We start from the raw sequence: 19676 nt of genomic DNA, 5'->3' as shown, positions 1-19676 counted from the left end.
ATGCACGCTGCCCTGCCTTCCGTCCTCCGGTCCATCCCGCTCGCCGCCCTGCTGCTGTGCACCAGCGCGCTGGCCCAGGACTTGCCCGGACAGCAACCGCCCACCGCGGTCAGCACGCCGGCGCTGCCGCTCAAGCCGGTGGTCAAGGGCGAGAAGACCTTCCTGATGTCAGCCTTCATGGCCACGTCGCAGAACAAGCTCAGCCTGTTCTCCTCAAGCGACGGCGTGAACTTCACATCGCTGGGTTCCGAGGTTTACCAGCCGCCCAAGGACCTGCTGCGCGACCCGTCCATCATCCGCGCCGCCGACGGCCTGTACTACATCGCCTACACCACCAACTGGGACGGCTCGACCTTCGGCATCGCCAAGTCCGCCGACCTGAAGAGCTGGACTCACATCGGCGATGTGACGGTCAAGCTGCCCGGCATCACCAACGTCTGGGCGCCCGAATGGTTCCGCGACACGGACGGCAGCCTGCATCTGGTGATGAGCCTCTCCAAGGGCGGCACCAAGGGCCCGTTCACGGCCTACACCATGAAGGCGCTGGACGCCGGCTTCACCAAGTTCTCCGACCCCGTGCCCATGGCCGGCCTGGAGAACAACTTCATCGACACCTTCGTCGTGCAGCACGAGGGCCGCTACGTGGCCTTCACGAAGAACGAGACCACCAAGCACATCGAGTTGGCCACCGCGCCGTCGCTGAACGGGCCGTGGACGCTGGAGAAGACCGGCGACTGGGCCGGCTGGGGCAACTGGACGGAAGGCCCGGCGCTGGTGCCCATCAAGGGCGCGGACGGCAAACCCGGCTGGCGCATCTACTTCGACGAGTACACGACCAAGCGCTACTGGTACAGCGACAGCTTTGACGGGTTCAAGACCTGGACGCCGAAGAAGGAGCTGGGCGGCGTGTCGGGCACGGTGCGGCACTTCACCGTCATCGCCGAAGACACGGCGCAGCTGGAGCGCGCGACGGCGCCCAGGGCCAAACCCAAGACGGTGGCCTGGGACCGCCACTCGCTGATCATCGACGGCAAGCGCGAGATGATCTTCGGCGGCGAGTTCCATCCCTTCCGCCTGCCCTCGCCCAGCCTGTGGCGCGACGTGCTGCAGAAGATGAAGGCCTCGGGCCTGAATGCCGTGGCCTTCTACTTCGCGTGGGGCTATCACTCGGCCAAGCCGGGCCACTACGACTTCACGGGCATCCGCAACGTCGAACGTGCGCTGGAGATCGCCAAGGAAGAAGGCATGTACGTCATCGCCCGCATGGGCCCGTACGTGAACGCCGAGCTGAGTGCCGGCGGCTTCCCTGGCTGGCTGTTGCGCCAGCGCGCCGAGGCCCGCACCGATGCGGCCGACTACCAGGCCGCCACCGACGAGTGGATGACGCAGATCAACGCCATCCTCGCGCGCCACCAGATCACCAACGGCGGCGGCAACATCATTGCGTACCAGCTGGAGAACGAGCTGTTCGCGGTGAACCCCAAGAACATCCGCCACATGCAGCATCTGGCGGACAAGGCGCGCGCCGACGGCATCACCGTGCCGCTGTTCCACAACGCCGCCTCGCGCCTGCCCGACTGGACGCCCAAGAACTCGACCGCGCCCTTCGCCAACCCCGGCCCGACCGACATTTACGCCTTCGACGGCTATCCCGGCGGCGTCTGCGATGTGTTCGGCCAGCCTGGCACGCCGGCCCCGGCGCCGGACTGGGGCATCTACGGCAAGAACTTCCCCCGCGTCGGCTCGCTGGCTTCGCCCAACACGCCGGGCTTCGTCGCCGAGATCGGCGCCGGCTGGTTCGACTACTGGGGCAGCAACGGCACCTACGAGTGCACCGCCAAGCGCCAGGGCCCGGGCTACCAGCGCGTGTTCTATGGCAGCAGCCTCATCAACTCGCTGACCATCCACTCCCTCTACATGGCCTTCGGCGGCACCAGCTGGGGCTGGCTGGCCGGGCCGGTGGTCTACACCAGCTACGACTACGGCTCGCCCATCAACGAAAGCCGCGCGCTGCGCGACAAGGCCTATGTGCTGCGCCAGATGGGCAGCATGGTGCAGGCCGCCACGCCCGTGCTGGCCGCGCAGGACAAGGCCGAGCCCATCGACCCGCGCAACGCCAAGGTGCGGCTGTATCACAACATCAACAAGGCGCTGGGCACGCATGTGCTGCTGGCCCAGCACAACCACCTGTCGGGCACCGAGGCCTTCAGCATCAAGCTCACGACGCGTGACGGCAGCTACGCCATCCCGCAGGCCGGCAAGCTGACGCTGACGGGCCAGGACGCCAAGATGCTGTTCGCGTCCTACGCGCTGGAGCGCCAGCACCTGGTCTATTCCACCTCCGAGCTGCAGACCCATCTGCAGCAGGGTGAGCGGGACCTGGCGCTGCTGTACGGCCGCGACGGCGACGACGGCGAGACCGTGCTGCGCTACTCGACCAAGCCGACGGTGAAGTTCCTGCGCGGCAACGCCCAAGTGAGCTGGGACGCCAAGACCGGCGACCTGCGCCTGAACTACGCGCACAAGGGCCTGATCGAGGTGCTGATCAGCGGCGGCGGCCGCGCACCGCTGCTGCTGCTGCTGGCCGACGAGAAGACCGGCTGGGAGTTCTCGCGTCTGAAAGCTGGCGAGCACAGCGTGCTGGTGCGCAGCCCGGCCCTGATCCGCAGCGCCGCCATCAGCGGCAAGACGCTGGCGCTCACCGGTGACACCACCGCCACCAGCACGCTGCGGGCATGGACGCCGGACGGCATCACCGGCCTGAGCTTCAACGGCCAGACGGTCGCTGCCAGCGCACAGGACCAGAGCCTCGTGGGCCGCGCCACGCTGCCGGGTCCCGACGCCATCAAGCTGCCCGATCTGATGCAGCAGGCCTGGACACGCCGCTTCGACTCGCTGGAGGCCGACCCGGCCTTCGACGACAGCGCCTGGCGCAAGACGGACGCGTCCGTCTCCGCCGCCAACGTCTACACCGCCACCGACAAGGGCCAGCCCGTGCTGGCCATGAGCGACTACGGCTTCCACCCGGGCGATGTCTGGTACCGCGGCCGCTTCAGCACCACCGACAACAAGGCGCAGCAGCTGGAGCTGTTCTTCGGCGGCGGCGGCGCCGGCATGATCCAGGTCTGGGTGGACGGCAAGTTCATCGGCCAGCAGGACCTCGACACCGGCCGCCCCTTCCCCGAGACGACCGACACCTTCCGCGCGACGCTCAAAGACCTGCCGCCCGGCGAGCACGTCATCGCCGTCGTCGTGCGCAACAACTCGCACAACTGGGACCTGTTCGCCGACGACGTGCACAAGGAAGCCCGCGGCCTGATCTCCGCCTCGCTCACGCCCAAGGGCGGCACCCGCTTCGGCACCCCCATCGCCTGGAAGATCCAGGGCAACAAGGGCGGCGAGGACATTGCCGACCTGGTGCGCGGACCCAAGAACAACGGCGGCCTGCATGGCGAGCGCATGGGCTGGCACCTGCCGGTGGACCCGGCCAAGCCGCAAAAGGACTGGGCCGCCACCACCGTGGGCGCAGCACCGCCGGCCCCGGGCACCTACTGGCTGCGTACGAACTTCAAGCTGGACATGCCGGCCGGTCACGACGTGCAACTGGGCCTGGCCTTTGGTGACACCACCAAGCCGCGCTCGGCACGCGAAAACCGCGCACTGATCTTCGTGAACGGCTGGAACCTGGGCCAGTTCATCGCCCACATCGGCCCGCAGCGCACCTTCGTGCTGCCGCCCGGCATCCTCAATCCCAACGGCGACAACACGCTGACGCTGGCCGTCACGACCGATGGCGACGCCGCCAACGCGCTGGAGCCTGTCAAGCTGGTGCCGCTGGCCGTGGCGCGCGGCGGCGTGCCGCTGGAACCCGTGCCGCAACCGCGTACCCTGCAGCGCTGAGCTGCGCCCCGACCCTCAAGTAGTACCCGAGAGACAACCCATGTCCAACCAGATCCTCAAGCCCGTCGACTCCTCCAAGATCCACCCGCTGCTGGCCCACCACACGGCCCACCTCGGCGCGGACCGCGACGACATCCGTGGCGCCATCGACCGGCTGATCCACAACCTGATCAACATCGAGGACAAGGACGGCAAGTTCCTGCTGCGCCTGGACGATGGCCGCGTGCTGGACACCAAGGGCTGGAACGGCTTCGAGTGGACCCATGGCGTGGGCCTGTACGGCGTCTACAAGGTCTGGGAGCTGACGGGCGACCCCAAGGCCTGGGACATCATGACCAGCTGGTTTGAGGCGCGCTTTGCCGAAGGCATGCCCAGCCGCAACATCAACACGGTCGCGCCCTTCCTGACGCTGGCCTACCTGTTCGACCGCACGGGTGACCGCCGCTACCTGCCCTACATCGACCGCTGGGCCGAGTGGGTCTACCACGAGCTGCCGCGCACCGAGGAAGGCGGCTTCCAGCACATCGTCTACAACAGCGTGAACCACCAGCAGCTGTGGGACGACACGCTGATGATGTCGGTGCTGCCGCTGGCCAAGTTCGGCCTGCTCCTGAACCGCCCCCACTACGTCGAGGAAGCCAAGCGCCAGTTCCTCGTCCACATCAAGTACCTGTCGGATCGCAAGACGGGCCTGTGGTTCCACGGCTGGACCTTCGACGGCCGCCACAACTTCGCCAACGCGCTGTGGGCGCGCGGCAACTCGTGGGTCACCATCGTCATCCCCGAGTTCCTGGAGCTGCTGAACCTGCCGGAGGGTGATGCCTTCCGCCAGCACCTGGTGTCCACGCTGGAGGCGCAGGTCAAGGCGTTGGCGCAGTTTCAGTCGCCGTCGGGCCTGTGGCCCACGCTGCTGGACGACCCGACTTCCTACGACGAGGCCGCGGCCTCCGCAGGCTTTGCCTACGGCATCCTGAAGGCCGTTCGCAAGGGCTACATCTCCAAGGACTACGAGGCCTTCGGCGTGAAGGCGGCGCTGGCGGTGCGCAAGCACATCAACGACGCCGGCGAGCTGACGCAGGTGAGCTTCGGCACGCCGGTGTTCAACACGCTGCAGGAATACAAGGACATCCCGCTGACCTCCATGCCGTTCGGGCAGGCCATGGCGCTGCTGGCGATGGGCGAGCTGCTGGTGCGCTTCATCTGAGCCCGGCCGGGCCGGCGACGGCCCGCCCGGCATCGAAGAAAAACGCGCGGCAGAGACAGGCGCGCAGACACGGACAACCATGATCACCAAGAACCTTCACCCAGCAGCCCGACAACCCACCTGGGTCAATTACTGGGGCTGGGGCTCGGGCGACATGCTCGGGGCCGGCGCGCAGGCCGTCATCACCGGCTGGCTGTTCTATTTCTTCACGACCTTTTGCGGCCTGAGCGCGGCCGAGGCCGGCCTGGTGCTGGGCCTGCCGCGGTTGATCGAGGCCATCACCTGCCCGCTGATCGGCTACGTGTCGGACAACCTGCGCCACACCTGGGTGGGCCGCAAGATCGGCCGGCGCAAGCTGTTCCTGCTGATCACCATCCCGCTGCTGCCCAGCTTCGCGCTGATCTTCCGCACCGGCCACACCTTCTATTACTACCTGCTCGTCTTCATCTTCTTCGAGCTGCTGTACACGATGTTTCTCATCCCCTGGGAGACGCTGGCGGCCGAGATGACCAAGGACTACAAGGAGAAGGCCAAGTTCGCCGGCGCGCGCATGATCGTGGCGCAGAGCTCGGCCATCCTGGCCTCCTACCTGCCCACGCTGCTGATCAACCAGTTCGGCGGCAAGGACTCGCCAGACACCTTCTTCTGGATGGCAGCCATCTTCGGCGGCATCTTCTCGCTGGTGGTCACCATCGTCGTGCTGACGAGCTGGGAGCGCCCCTACGGCCCGCGTGAGCTGGCCGTGCTCTCGCAGACCTATGGCGGCGTCAGCCTCAAGGTGGTGCTGAACATCCCCGTCAAGATGTTCCGCGACCTGTTCTCCACGCTGAAGATCCGCGCCTTCCGCCAGCACCTGTCCATCTACCTGGGCGGCTACCTGTCGCAGGACATCTTCAACAGCGCCTTCGCGTTCTTCGTGGCCACCGTGCTGATGGGCGCCACGCTCGTCATCTCGCAGCTGATGACAGTGATGTACGTGGCGCAGCTGATCTCGGTGATGGTGGCCATCCAGATCGTCATCCGCACCGGCCCCGTGCTGGCCTACCGGCTGGCGGGCTCGCTGTTCGGCGCCGCGCTGCTGCTGTACCTGGCCTTCTACCTGGTGCGCCCCGAGGGCTTCGCCGCGAGCTTCAACGCGCTGGGCACCAACCTGTTCGGCGCCCTGAACCCGGCGGGCGAGCACTTCTCGCTGAGCCTGGTGTTCTGGCTGTTCGTGCCCATCGTGCTGGCGGGCCTGGGCCGCGGCACGCTGAACTTCGTGCCCTGGTCGGTCTACAACTACCTGCCCGACGTGGACGAAGCCGTCACCGGCCAGCGCCGCGAGGGCATCTTCGCCGGCGTGATGACGCTGGTGCGCAAGCTCGCGCAGAGCGCCGCCATCATAGCCAGCGGCTGGATCATCGACCTGGGCGGCTACATCAAGACCAAGCCCGGCGAGGTGGTCGTGCAAACGCCCGAGGCCATCCAGACCGTGACGCTGCTGATGGTGGGAGGCCCGCTGCTGATGCTGGTGCTGGGTGCACTGGCGTCGTGGAAATTCCGCCTCAACGCCAGCACGCATGCGGTGCTGGTGCACGAGGTCGAGCGTCTGCGCAACGGCGCCACCGAGGCCGAGAGCGACGAGAACCGCCGCATCGTCGAGGACCTGACCGGCTGGCGCTATGAGCAGCTGTGGGGCCGCGCCAGCGGCCACGCCGCCGACTCCACGCTGAGCCCGCTGCCCCAGCGCAGCTGAACCGCAGGCCGACACGCCATGAAGCCCACCCTGCTCCTTGCCGCCTGCCTGCTCGCCGCGCCCGCCTGGGGCGCCGAGGTGCTGCGCTTCAACTTCGACGGCCAGCCCGCCCCAGGCGAGCGCGCCGTATCGGCTGACACGGCCTACAGCCGGGAGCGCGGCCACGGCTTCGAGGCGGGCGAGGCGCGCAACGGCGCCGGCCTGCCCTACTTCTTCTCGGTGGACCTGCCCGACGGCAACTACCGCGTCACCGCCACGCTGGGCGGCCCGGCCGCCAGCGACACGACGATCAAGGCCGAGTTGCGCCGCCTGCAGCTGGACAGCGTGCGCGTGGCCGCCGGCCGCACCGAGACGCACAGCTTCATCGTCAACGTGCGCACGGCCAACATCGCCGCCGTGCCCGGCGAGCCCCCCATTGCGGCCGGCCGCGTCAAGCTCAAGGAGCGCGAGATCCAGAGCGAGGCCTGGGCCTGGGACCGCCGACTGACGCTGGAGATCAACGGCGCGCAGCCAGCGCTGCGCAGCCTCGCCATCGCGCCCGTCAGCGTGCCCACCGTCTACCTGCTGGGTGACTCCACGGTGGCCGACCAGCACGGCGAGCCCTACGCCAGCTGGGGCCAGATGCTGACCGTGCTGTTCAAGCCGACGGTGGCCGTGTCCAACCATGCCGAGTCGGGTGAGACCTTCCGTGATTCGCTGGCGCGCCGCCGCATCGACAAGATCCTGTCCACGCTGCAGCCCGGCGACACCGTGCTGCTGCAGTTCGGTCACAACGACCAGAAGCAGCAAAAGGACGGCAGCGGCAACGCCCAGACCTACCAGGCCGAGATGCGCACCCATGCCGAGGCCATCCTGGCGCGTGGCGGCGTGCCGGTCATCGTGTCGTCCATGGAGCGCCGCAACTTCGACCCGGCCACGGGCAAGCTGCGCCCCAGCCTGACCGAGTACGCAAACGCCGCCCGTGCCGTCGCACAGGACATGAAGCTGGCCTACATCGACCTCAATGCCATGAGCATCCAGCTCTACGAGGCGCTGGGCCCCGAGCGTTCGCAGGCGGCCCACCCGCTGAACAACGGCAAGCTGGACAACACCCACCACAACAACTACGGCGCCATGCAGTTGGCCCGTTTGGTGGCGCTGGGCCTGCGGGAAGCCCGGGTGCCGGTGGCCGCGCAGCTGCGCGACGACCTGGGCGCCATCGTGCCGGCCCAGCCGCAGGCGCCCGAGCAGTTCCGCGTCGCCATCAGCCCCGGCTACACCCAACTCCGCCCCTTGGGCGACTGAGTCCTGCCATGAAGCACATCGCCCTTGCCGTGGCGCTGGCCTGCGCCGCGCTGACCCACGCACCCGCCACGACCGCCGCGCCGCGCCAGCCAGCGCTGACAGCCGGCTTCTCGGCCGAGCGCCTGCAGCGGCTGGATGCCGCCATCGCGGAGGACATCGCGCGTCAGCAGCTGGCCGGCGGCGTGATGGTGGTGATGCGCGACGGCAAGCCGGTCGTCTTCAAGGCCTACGGCCAGCGCGACCTCGAGAACGCGCAGCCCATGCGCACGGACACCATCTTCCGCATCGCGTCCATGACCAAGGCGCTGACCTCGGTGGCCGTAATGATGCTGTACGAGGAAGGCCGCTTCCTGCTGAAGGACCCGGTGGCCAAGTTCCTGCCGGCCTTCGCCAACCTGCAGGTGGCCAAAGCCGACGGCGGCACCGAGAAGGCACGCCGCGCGCTGACCATCCACGACCTGCTGACCCACACGGCCGGCATGAGCTACGGCGCCGGCCCGGCCAAGGCGGCCTACGACGCGGCGGGCATGAAGGACTGGTACCTCGTCGGCCACGACGAGACGCTGGCCGCCTGGACCGACCGCCTGGCCGCGCTGCCGCTGCAAAGCCAGCCGGGCGAGCAATACATCTACGGCTACGCGACCGATGTGCTGGGGCGCCTGGTGGAGGTGGTGTCGGGCCAGTCGCTGGAGCGCTTCATCCAGACGCGCATCACCGGCCCGCTGCGCATGCCGGACACGCACTTCTTCCTGCCGGCCGAGAAGGTGGGCCGCCTGGCCAACGTCTACGGCCTGGAGGGCGGCCAGCTCAAGTTGCTGGAGACGCCGGCCCGCAGCGACTTCGTCAACGGCCCACGCAAGCTGTTCTCCGGCGGCGCCGGGCTGCTGTCCACCGCCGGTGACTACACGCGCTTTCTGCAGATGCTGCTGAACCAGGGCGAGCTCGACGGCGTGCGGCTGCTGTCGCCCAAGACCGTGGCGCTGATGACGGCCAACCACCTGGGGGACAAGGCGCGCGGCGACGCCGACGGCTTCGGCCTGGGCTTCTGGGTCAACGTGAAGACCGGCGGCTTCAAGGAGCTGGGCAGCGAAGGCGCCTACGGCTGGGGCAGCGCCTACTTCCCGCAGTACACGGTGGACCCGCAGGAGCGCCTGATCATCCTGTTCATGACGCAGCTGCGCCCGGCCGGCGGCTCGACGCTCAACCACCGCGTGCGCAACCTGACCTACCAGGCCCTGATCAAGTAGGCATTTCGGGCCCGCAGCCATCAGCTTTTTGCACGGCCGTATCACGTGCCGGCATAGCAGAGCGCACCAACGCCGTACCTGCATGAAACGCTCATGCGGTTGACCGCACGGCGCTGCCATGTCTCCCTAGAGTCCGCCGCCACGGACAGGCGAACAGCCTGTCGCGTGAACAACGACACAAACCAGGAGACTTCATGCACACGACGTGTTTGCGCACACGCGGGTTGCGCTGGCTGGCCACAGGCCTGCTGGCCGTGGCCGCGCCCGCGGCCATGGCCGCCTTCAGCATCACCACCGTCCACGACAGCAACAACCCGGCGCGCCCGCAATACATCATCGACACCGATGGCGGGCTGGTCTTCAAGATCCGTGGCTACGAAAGCAGCAGCACCACGGCCATCGGCGACATCTCGAGCATGGTCTACAAGGGTGTGGAGTACGCCGACCCGGCACGCGGCACGCAGGTGAACTCGGGCGCCGACTGGCTCTACAACGGCGTCAGTGCCGTGGGCCTGAAGGTCGAAGCGCTCAGCGCCAACGGCACCGTGACGCCCGCGGCCACCACGAACGGCGGCGTCGTCAACGCGAGCGACTACATCCGCGTGACCGTCACCAGCACGAGCACCAAGGGCGGCGTGTTCACGCACTACTACGTCGTCAAGCGCGGCGAGACCAACATCCACATGGGCACGCACTTCACCGAGCAGCCCGATGTGCACGGCCTGGTGCGCTTCATCGCGCGCGTGCCCATCGCCAAGCTGCCCAACGGCGGCCCGGCCAACGCCGCGGGCGGCCTGGTGACCTACAACGGCGAGAGCTACTGGGCCGAGGACCTGCGCGGCACCAGCGGCGCCATCGAGGCCAGCGACGTGTTCGGCTTCCCGAGCACCGACCCGCGCTACGGCCAGTCGCGCTCCAAGCACTACGCCAACCGTCGCCTGAAGGACTGGGAGTTCCTCGGCGGCACCGGCCCCGGCGTGGGCATCTGGTTCTGGCGTGACAACAACGAGGGCGGCTCCAGCGGCCCGTTCTACCGCAGCCTGCTGCAGCAGATCACCAGCACGCACAACGAGCTGACCTACATGGTCAATTACGGCGAGGCGCAGACGGAGCCCTTCCGCCTGAACGTGCTGAACACCTACACGATGATCTTCAACGACGGCAGCACACCGACGGCCAGGCCTGACACCAGCTGGTACGGCCAGGTGGGCATGGTGGGCTACGTGCCGCCGCAGGGGCGCGGTGGCGTGACCGTCGCCGGCCTCAGCGGCCGCGTGGCCGGCGTGCCTTACACCGTCGGCTTTGCCAATGCGCAGGCCCAGTACTGGGTGGATGCCGACCCGGTCGACGGCCACTTCAGCATGCAAGGCATGCTGCCGGGCACCTACACGATGACGGTCTACAAGGGCGAGCTGGCGGTGCAGACGGCGCCTGTCACCGTGACCGCCAACACCAGCTACGCGCTGAACACCGTGGCCATCACCGCCGACCCCGAGGCCACGCCGGCGCTGTGGCGCATCGGCCGCTGGGACGGCACGCCGCAGGAGTTCATCAATGGCGACAAGCTGACCTTCATGCACCCCAGCGATGTGCGCATGGCCTCGTGGAAGGTCGGGCCCTACGTGGTGGGCCAGTCCACACCGGCCCTGCACTGGCCGGCCTACCAGTGGAAGGACCACAACAACGGCCTGCAGGTGCGCTTCGTGCTCAAGCGCGGCCAGAACACCGCGCCGCTGCGGCTGCGCCTGGGCATCAGCGCTGACTTCAACAGCGCCCGCCCGCAGGTCACGGTGAACAGCTGGAGCTCGGCCATCCCGTCCGCCCCGCCCAAGGTGTCGCGCAACATGACCGTGGGCACCTACCGCGGCTTCAACCGCACCTACACCTACGACATCCCGGCCAGCCAGCTCGTCGTGGGCACCAACGTGCTGACCATCTGGACCGTCAGCGGCACGGCCGGCGCCGGCTTCCTGAGCCCGTCCCTGTCCTTCGACGCCATCGACCTCGTTGCGGCCAACTGATGCCTGAGCACACCATGAAAACCAAACTCCTCTCCCTGATGGCCGCGCTGTTCGCCGCGCCCGCCATGGCCGCCGTTGTGCAGACCACCGGCGCCGGCAACACCACGCCCGGCCAGGCTGCGCACCTGTCCTATGTGGCCGACTTTGAAGCCAACGTCACGCTGGCCAGCCCCTGGGCGGAAGGCGGCCTGGTCATCTCGCACACCGGCATCGGCAACGACAACGGCGGCTGCGGCTTCGCCGGGCTGGACTGCCTGGTCGATCCGGCCGACATCTACACCGAGGCCTTCAGCGGCAACTTCTTCGGCACGGCCGGCACCAATGCCTACGTGTCCATCCGCAGCGCGGGCGCTGACCTGCACGGCATCGAGCTGGCCGTCAGCTCGGGCTTCAGCAACATCTACGCGCGCTGGGTGACGCTGCTGGACGGCGCTGTCACCGGCAGCGGCAACGTCGGGCTGGGCAGCCAGCTCGTCGGCGGCGTGCTGGGCCTGAGCGACCTGGCGGGCTTCGACGAGGTGCGCATCTACGCGTTCGACAGCGCCACCGACACCAGCGGCTACAGCCGCGCCGAGATCGACAGCGTGCGGGCCTTCACCCTGCCCGAGCCGGGCTCGCTGGCGCTGGTCGCGCTGGCCGGCCTGGGCCTGGCGGGCGTGCGTCGCCGCCGCGGCTGACCGGGAAGCGCCCATGAACAAAGGGCCGGCCTCTTGCGAGGCCGGCCCTTTTCACTGGCGAAGCGTCAGCGCGTCACTGCGCGCCCGCCTGCTGGCGCCACAGATCGCGGTAGGCCAGCCACCCCGGCGGGCACCACGCCGCCACCGGCGCGGGCGCCGGCGCAGCCTCGCGGCCCCAGGCCGCCAGCAGCCAGGCACCGCAGGTCGTGCCACTGCCGTCGTCGGACACCGCCACGTCGCGCCCATCCGCCAACCCGGCCAGCAACGGGCCGAACCACGGGTTGACCGTGAACGCCCCTTCCACGACCACGCGGCCGCTGGCACCCAGCGCCTGCAGGCAGTGATCGGTCATCAGCACGACGTAGAGCGTGGCCAGCGCGGCGCGCTCGGCATCGCTCTGCGGCATGGGCCCGGCCACACGACCAGCCTGACCAGCGAACGGCCCGCCGGTTTCGGCAAAGCACGGCAGCGCCATCGTCTGCTGCCCGATCAGGCGCTCGACATCCGCCGCCGTGAACGGCGCCGGTCGCTCGCCTGCGAGTGCACCAAACTCACGGCCGCCCATGAAGCGCATGCAGGGCACGGCCTCACCGAAGACATCGCAGTTGGCGAGCATGTCCTGCGCCTCGACCAGCGGCTTGGTGGCCGAGCCCAGCGCCGCGGCAATCAGCCACGTGCCCGTGGACAGTACCGTGCAAGGGCCGCTCTGTTTGAGTGTCAGCAGGTGGCGCAGCAGCGAGGCATTGCTGTCGTGGATGCCGCAGACGACCTCGCAGTCGGCGGGCAGGCCCGTATCGGCCGTCAGTTCTGGCCGCAGCACGCCCAAGCGCGCCCAGGCGTCGCGGCGCGGCGGGAACAGCGGCTCCCAGCCCAGCCGCTCGACGAGGCTGGAGAAGCGCCCCACGGCGGGCCGCCACAGATCGGTGTGGCAACCCAGCGAGGTGACCTCGCTGGCCGCCACGCCGCACAGGCGCCAGGCCCAGTACTGCGGGTACATCAGCACATGTTTGGCCCGTGCGAACTCGGCCGGGAAGCGCGCAGCCAGCCAGTCCAGCTGGCGGCCAAGGTTGAGGCCGGCCGGCAGCGCGGGCGATCCGCTGTCGGCGAACACCGGCCGCAGCCCGGCATAACGCGACGCGTCGGCGGCGTCGCCGGGCACATGCTCGTAGTCCAGCACCGGCAACACCAGGCCGGCGTCATCCACCAGCGCCGCCGTCGCGCCATGCGTGACCGGCACGATGGCACGGATGTGCGCCCGCTGCGACAGCTCACGCAGCTGACCCAGCATCCAGGCCCACAGCCGCTCCGTGTCGTGGTGCGGGTAGGGGCCCAGGTTGCGCACCGTGTTGGGCGTGCGCACCTCGGCCAGCGTGTGGCCGTCGGCGTCGATCAGGGTCAGCTTCGCGTTGGTCTTGCCAATGTCGAGAACAACGGTTCCGGGAGACAAAGCGCTCAAGAGTTCAGCCCCGCGTGACGGTGGTAAGCGCCCGACTCCAGCACGGCCGCATAGTCATGCGAACTCATCGCCGAAGCCTCCACCACGCGAGGGTCCACGGGTTCCGGCTCCACGGTGATCACGCGCACGCCGTAGTGCTCCAGCAGCTGCACCGCGCTGTCAGAGGCGCCGGTGTCGGTGATGACGGTGGACACGCGGTTCAGCCCGCACAGCACCAGGCCCGCCTTGCGCTGGAACTTGCTGCTGTCCACCAGCACGACGAGCTCCTCCGCCTGGCCGATGAGGCGCTTCTCGGCCTGGATCAGCAGCGGGTCGGCCTCCATCAGACCCAGGATGGACAGGCCGTAGACGCCCATGAACATCTTGGCCGCGTAGTGGTGCTGGGCCACATCGTTCTCGAACGGGCTCAGGATGACGTTCTGCTCGCGGTAGACGCGGCCGCCGGGCAGGATGATCTCGTTGTCACTGGTGACGAGCAGGCGCTCGGCCATCAGGAACGAATTGGTCAGAATCTTCAGCTGTTTCTCGACGAGAAACTCCGCCATCATGAACGTGGTGGTACCGCCGTTGATGATGATGGTTTCGCCGTTATTGCACATCGAGGTGGCATAACGGGCAATGGCACGTTTGGCCGCAGTATGTTGCTGCGCGTTGTTTTGAAAGGTCTCGCTCGACAGCGTATAGGCCTTTTTCTTTTGCTCCAGGCGCTGAGCGCCACCGCGCGTGCGCGTCAGCTGGTTTTTCGCGGCCAGCCAGGAAATATCCCGGCGCACGGTTGCGGCCGATGCCGACAACCATTCCATCAATTGCTGAACGCTGGCGTGCTCACGCTCGTCCAGCAGTTTGAGCAGACGCTTGTGCCGTTTGTGATTGATCATGGAGTCACCTTGTTCTCGGGCGCCCTCCTGCAGCGGCGGCGACCGTTGTCTCTCGGGAGTTGCCCGACCTCTTGGGGTGGGCATCGCTTTGCCGGACGGCGCCTTCGCTGGCGCCCCCTCGGGTCACACCCCTGCAGCAGGCCGCCGGGTGCCGTCGCCATGTTGCAGTGCAATCAAGAACGCTCAGATCGCAGGTGAAACACGGTTCCGAAAGCAGATTACGTCAGTCGAATGACAGCGTCAATCAAGAAACGCTCACGGCCATGAGCGTTTCTTGAGCGGCACCGCGGCGGTGCGCGCTTTCGATCATCCTTTTGATTTCCTGCGGGAGCGCCGCGCCGGGCGCAGTGTTTCGGCTCACACTGCGGCCCGTTTCCACCATGGATCACCCGTCGCTGACAGGTGCCGGCGCGCCGCACAAGCCCCGGGCAACGAATACGACTGAAACCAGGCAAGCTGATGACTGCAAATTCCCAAACCTCTGCGCAAACTCCCATCGTCTCCAAGTGGGATGACGCCGTGGCGGCCTCCTTGAGCGAACCCGAACTGCTGCTGTATCGCTCGAATCTGCTCGGCTCTGATTTGCGCGTGACGAATTTCGGCGGCGGCAATACCTCGGCCAAGGTCACGATGCGCGACCACCTGACCGGTGAAGACGTGCAGGTGCTGTGGGTCAAGGGCTCGGGCGGCGACCTGGGTTCCATCAAGCTCGATGGTTTCTCCACGCTCTACATGGACAAGCTGAATGCGCTGAAGAAGCGTTATCGCGGCCTGGAACATGAAGACGAGATGGTGGATTACCTGCCGCACTGCACGTTCAACCTGAACCCGCGCGCCGCCAGCATCGACACCCCGCTGCACGCCTACATCCCGAAGGCGCATGTGGACCACATGCACCCGGACGCCATCATCGCCATCGCCGCCTGCGCCGACAGCAAGCGTCTGACCGAAGTCATCTTCGGCGGTCAGCTGGGCTGGCTGCCCTGGCAGCGCCCCGGCTACGACCTGGGCCTGAAGCTCGAAGCGCTGGCCACCTCGCAGCCGCAGCTCAAGGGCATCATCCTGGAAGGCCACGGCCTGTTCACCTGGGGTGACACCGCCAAGAGCTGCTATGAGATCACGCTGGAGATGATCCGCCTGGCCGAGCAGTGGCTGGGCGAGAACGTCAAGCAGCCGGTGTTCGGCGGCGTCAAGACCATCACGCTGCCCGCCGAGCAGCGCGCCGCCATCGCCGCACAGCTGATGCCCGCACTGCGCGGCCGCATCAGCGCCGGCGAGCGCAAGCTGGGCGACTTCAACGACAGCGACGCCGTGCTGCAGTTCGTCGCCAGCAACGACCTGGCCGCGCTGGCCGCGCTGGGCACCTCCTGCCCCGACCACTTCCTGCGCACCAAGATCCGCCCGCTGGTGCTGGACTTCGACCCCGCCAAGCCCGACGTCGACGCGCTGCTGGCCGGCCTGGACAAGGCGCTGGAAGACTACCGCGCCGACTACACGGCCTACTACGAGCGCTGCAAGCGCGCCAACAGCCCGGCCGTGCGTGACGCCAACCCCGTCATCTACCTGATCCCCGGCGTCGGCATGCTGTCCTTCGCCAAGGACAAGGCCACCGCCCGCATCGCCGGCGAGTTCTACATCAACGCGATCAACGTGATGCGCGGCGCCAACGGCGTCGACAAATACGTCGGCCTGCCCGAGCAGGAAGCCTTCGACATCGAGTACTGGCTGCTCGAAGAAGCCAAGCTGCAGCGCATGCCCAAGCCCAAGAGCCTGGCCGGCCGCGTGGCTCTGGTCACCGGCGGCGCCGGTGGCATCGGCCAGGCCGTCGCCCGCCAGCTGCTGCAGGAAGGTGCCTGCGTCATGCTGACCGACATCGACGCCGGCGCGCTGGCCGAAGCCCACGCCAACCTGGTCAAGGTGGCGGGCAAGGACAACGTCGCCACCGTGCAGGGCAACATCACCTCCGAGAAGGAAGTGGAGGCCGTGCTGTCGGCCACCGCGCTGCGCTTCGGCGGCCTGGACATCCTCGTCTCCAACGCCGGCATCGCCTCCGCGGCCCCGCTGGAAGACACGACGCTGGAAATCTGGCAGCGCAACCAGGACATCCTGGTCACCGGCTACTTCCTGGTCGGCCGCGGTGCCTTCCGCCTGATGAAGCAGCAGAAGATCGGTGGCTCCATGGTGTTCGTGGCCAGCAAGAACGGCCTGGTTGCCTCTGCCGGCGCCTCGGCCTACTGCACGGCCAAGGCCGCTGAAATCCACCTGGCCCGCTGCATCGCGCTGGAAGGCGCGGCCGTCGGCGTGCGCGTCAACGTCGTCAACCCCGACGCCGTCATTCGCGGCTCGCGCATCTGGGACGGCAAGTGGAAGGAAGAGCGTGCCGCGTCGAACAAGATCGACAGCGACAACATCGAAGAGTTCTACCGCCAGCGCAGCATGCTCAAGCTCAGCGTGCTGCCGGAGGACATCGCGGAAGCCGTGTACTTCCTGGCCAGCGACAAGTCCGGCAAGAGCACGGGTAACGTGCTGAACGTGGATGCCGGCAACGCCGCCGCGTTCACGCGATAAAAAGCCGCCAGGAGACGAACATGACCAAGCACATCATCGACGCGGCCCAGGTCGAACAGCACAACGCCAAGCTCAAGGCCGAGCTGCAGGCCGACTACGACGCGCTGGGCGGCATGCTGTCGCGCCGCGGCGTGGACATCGAGGCCCTCACCGCCAAGGCCCAGACCTTCGGCGTGGCCGTGCCCAGCTGGGGCGCAGGCACCGGCGGCACGCGCTTTGCGCGCTTCCCCGGCAAGGGCGAGCCGCGTGACGTGACCGAGAAGCTGGAAGACTGCGCCGTCATCCACCAGCTGACCCGCGCCACACCGGCCGTGTCGCTGCACTTCCCGTGGGACAAGCCCGCTGACCCCAAGGCCCTGCGCCAGCAGGCCGACGAGCTCGGCCTGGGCTTTGACGCTGTCAACAGCAACACCTTCCAGGACCAGGCCGGCCAGCCCGCCACCTACAAGTTCGGTAGCCTGACCAGCACCAACAAGGCCTCGCGCGAGCTGGCCGTGCAGCACAACATCGACTGCATCGAGCTGGGCAAGACGCTGGGCTCCAAGGGCCTGACGGTGTGGGTGGGCGACGGCGCCAACTTCCCCGGCCAGAGCAACCTGCGCGGTGCGCTGGAGCGCTACATCGACTCTGCCCGCGGCATCTACGCCGCCCTGCCGGACGACTGGCAGATGTACATCGAGCACAAGCTGTTCGAGCCGGCGTTCTACTGCTCCGTCATCGCCGACTGGGGCACCAGCTTTGCCGTCGCGCAGACCTTGGGCCCCAAGGCGAAGTGCCTGGTGGACCTGGGCCACCACGCGCCCAACACCAACATCGAGATGATCGTGGCGCGCCTGGCGCAGTTCGGCAAGCTCGGTGGCTTCCACTTCAACGACAGCAAGTACGGCGACGACGACCTGGACTCGGGTTCCATCGACCCGTTCCAGCTGTTCCTGATCTTCAACGAGCTGGCGGACTCGCAAGCCCGTGACGGCGCCGGCTTCAACCCGTCGTACATGCTGGACCAGTCGCACAACGTGACCGATCCGATCGAGAGCCTGATGAGCAGCGCCGTCGAAGTGCAGCGCGCCTTCGTGCAGGCGTCGATGGTGGACCGCGTTGCCCTTGCCGGCTTCCAGGAATCCAACGACGTGCTGCAAGCAGCGCAGACACTGAAGAAGGCCTTCCGCACCGACGTGAGCCCCATCCTCGCGATGGCCCGCCTGCGCTCGGGCGGCGCGATCGACCCGGTGGCGGCCTACCGCGCTGCCGGCTATCGCGAGCAGGTCGCCGTCAAGCGTCCGCCCAAGGCTGGCGCCAGCGGCTCCGGCATCGTCTGATGACGCGGGCTTGCGTGCAAGCGCAGGCCTACGGTGCACGCGGCGACGGGTGCACCCTCAACACCCGCGCCCTGCAGGCCGCTATCGATGCGGCGGCTCTGCAGGGCGCGGAGTTGCGTCTAGGCCCCGGCGTCTACCTGACAGGCGCGCTGTTCCTGAAGAGCGGCATGACGCTGCACCTGGCGCATGGCGCCACGCTGCTCGGCTCTCGCGACCTGGCTGATTACCCGCTGCTGCCCACCCGCGTGGCCGGCATCGAAATGCGCTGGCCGGCCGCACTGGTCAACGTCTATGGCGAGCAGGACGTCACCCTGACCGGCGAGGGCTGCATCGATGGTGATGGCCAGGTCTTTTGGGACAGCTACTGGGCGCTGCGCGCCACCTACGAGCCGCGCGGCCTGCGCTGGGCCTCGGACTACGACTGCCAGCGCCCACGGCTGATCCAGGTCTTCGAGTCCGCGCGCATTCACATCGGCGGCGGGCTGCTGCTGCGCCGCTCGGGCTTCTGGACGCTGCACCTCTGCTACTCGGAAGACATCACTGTCGACGGCGTCACCATCCGTAACAACGAGGACGCGCACGGCCCGTCCACCGACGGCATCGACATCGACTCCTCGCGCCGCGTGACCATCCGCCATGCCGACATCGCCGTCAACGACGACGCGCTGTGCCTGAAGGCTGGCCGCGATGCCGACGGCCTGCGTGTCGCGCGCGTCTGCGAGGACATCCACATCAGCGACTGCGTCGTCCGCGAGGGCGCCGCCGGCCTGACCTTCGGCAGCGAGACCTCGGGCGGCATCCGCCGCATCACCGCCGAGCGCATCACCGTGCACGGCCCGGTGCCTGTCGGCCTGCTGTTCAAGTCCGCGCCCACACGCGGCGGCTTCGTGCAGGACCTGCGCATCACCGACCTGCAACTGCTGAACGTGCCCGTGGCCCTGCGCGCCACGATGAACTGGAACCCCGCCTACAGCCGCGCCACGCTGCCCGAGGCCGAGGCAGCACACGCCCCGCCCCACTGGCACACGCTGGCCGCACCGGTTTCGGCCGAACAAGGCCGCACCCGTGTCGAGGGCGTGCGACTCACCCGACTCAGCGCGCAGGGCGCGGACGTGGCCTTCGAGGTGGACGCCACCGACGAAGTGCCGCTGCGCGACTTCGAGTTCAACGCGCTCGACATCCAGGCCCGCCGCGGCGGCCATGTGCAGGACGTGCGCGGCTGGCAGTTCGGCAGCGATTGCCGGCTGCAGCTGGCCAGCCCCATCCGCGTCGGCACCCGCTGTGAGCTCGCCGGCCTGCCGCCCCACACCACCCTGGCCGACGCCGCGCTACAGCGCCGTGACGTGTCCACCCTGAGCATGGCCGAGCAGGACGTGCTCTGAGCAAA

12 protein-coding genes are annotated in these 19676 nt (G+C 68.0%); 10 read left to right on the top strand and 2 right to left on the bottom strand.

Going from position 1 to position 19676, the window contains the following annotated elements; genetic code table 11:
• The 7 genes from NYO99_RS00500 (at position 1) to NYO99_RS00470 (ending at position 12068) form a co-directional block, all read left to right on the top strand.
• Complete coding sequence (locus NYO99_RS00500; RefSeq protein ID WP_268165136.1) at positions 1–3900, top strand: beta-galactosidase; 3900 nt, start codon at positions 1–3, stop codon at positions 3898–3900.
• 40 nt (positions 3901–3940) lie between these two features.
• Positions 3941–5104: a beta-galactosidase BglB gene (bglB, locus tag NYO99_RS00495; RefSeq protein ID WP_268165135.1), complete on the top strand. Its 1164-nt coding sequence runs from the start codon at positions 3941–3943 to the stop codon at positions 5102–5104.
• Between the two features lie 79 nt (positions 5105–5183).
• Entirely contained in the window at positions 5184–6839 is a 1656-nt protein-coding gene (locus tag NYO99_RS00490; protein WP_268165134.1) for an MFS transporter, read from the top strand.
• Positions 6840–6857: 18 nt separating this feature from the next.
• The gene (locus tag NYO99_RS00485) at positions 6858–8123 is read left to right on the top strand and encodes a rhamnogalacturonan acetylesterase (RefSeq protein ID WP_268165133.1); all 1266 of its coding nucleotides are present in this window, start codon (positions 6858–6860) and stop codon (positions 8121–8123) included.
• Positions 8124–8131: 8 nt separating this feature from the next.
• Positions 8132–9370, top strand: a complete 1239-nt coding sequence (locus NYO99_RS00480; protein ID WP_268165132.1) for a serine hydrolase domain-containing protein — start codon at positions 8132–8134, stop codon at positions 9368–9370.
• A 194-nt stretch (positions 9371–9564) separates the two neighbouring features.
• Positions 9565–11391, top strand: a complete 1827-nt coding sequence (locus NYO99_RS00475) for a rhamnogalacturonan lyase B N-terminal domain-containing protein (protein WP_268165131.1) — start codon at positions 9565–9567, stop codon at positions 11389–11391.
• A gap of 14 nt (positions 11392–11405) precedes the next feature.
• On the top strand, positions 11406–12068 hold the full coding sequence (locus NYO99_RS00470) for a PEP-CTERM sorting domain-containing protein (protein WP_268165130.1): 663 nt from the start codon (positions 11406–11408) through the stop codon (positions 12066–12068).
• Between the two features lie 73 nt (positions 12069–12141).
• Here NYO99_RS00470 and NYO99_RS00465 read toward each other — a convergent pair whose 3' ends face one another.
• The gene (locus NYO99_RS00465; protein ID WP_268165129.1) at positions 12142–13515 is read right to left on the bottom strand and encodes an FGGY-family carbohydrate kinase; all 1374 of its coding nucleotides are present in this window, start codon (positions 13513–13515) and stop codon (positions 12142–12144) included.
• 5 nt (positions 13516–13520) lie between these two features.
• The gene (locus NYO99_RS00460; protein ID WP_268165128.1) at positions 13521–14486 is read right to left on the bottom strand and encodes a DeoR/GlpR family DNA-binding transcription regulator; all 966 of its coding nucleotides are present in this window, start codon (positions 14484–14486) and stop codon (positions 13521–13523) included.
• Between the two features lie 375 nt (positions 14487–14861).
• Here NYO99_RS00460 and NYO99_RS00455 point away from each other — a divergent pair, with 375 nt between their 5' ends.
• The 3 genes from NYO99_RS00455 to NYO99_RS00445 are packed head-to-tail and all read left to right on the top strand — an operon-like array spanning position 14862 to position 19671.
• Positions 14862–16970, top strand: a complete 2109-nt coding sequence (locus tag NYO99_RS00455; RefSeq protein ID WP_268165127.1) for a bifunctional rhamnulose-1-phosphate aldolase/short-chain dehydrogenase — start codon at positions 14862–14864, stop codon at positions 16968–16970.
• A gap of 20 nt (positions 16971–16990) precedes the next feature.
• Positions 16991–18289, top strand: coding sequence for an L-rhamnose catabolism isomerase (gene rhaI, locus NYO99_RS00450; RefSeq protein ID WP_268165126.1), 1299 nt, complete (start codon positions 16991–16993; stop codon positions 18287–18289).
• Entirely contained in the window at positions 18289–19671 is a 1383-nt protein-coding gene (locus tag NYO99_RS00445; protein ID WP_268165125.1) for a glycoside hydrolase family 28 protein, read from the top strand. The genes rhaI and NYO99_RS00445 overlap by 1 nt, the downstream gene beginning before the upstream one ends.
• Positions 19672–19676: the final 5 nt, after the last annotated feature.

It is taken from the genome of Roseateles hydrophilus (assembly GCF_026712245.1).
GTDB lineage: Bacteria > Pseudomonadota > Gammaproteobacteria > Burkholderiales > Burkholderiaceae_C > Pelomonas > Pelomonas hydrophilus.
The sequence above is the reverse complement of the archived record's forward strand: the minus strand, read 5'-3'. Positions and strand labels throughout refer to the sequence as shown.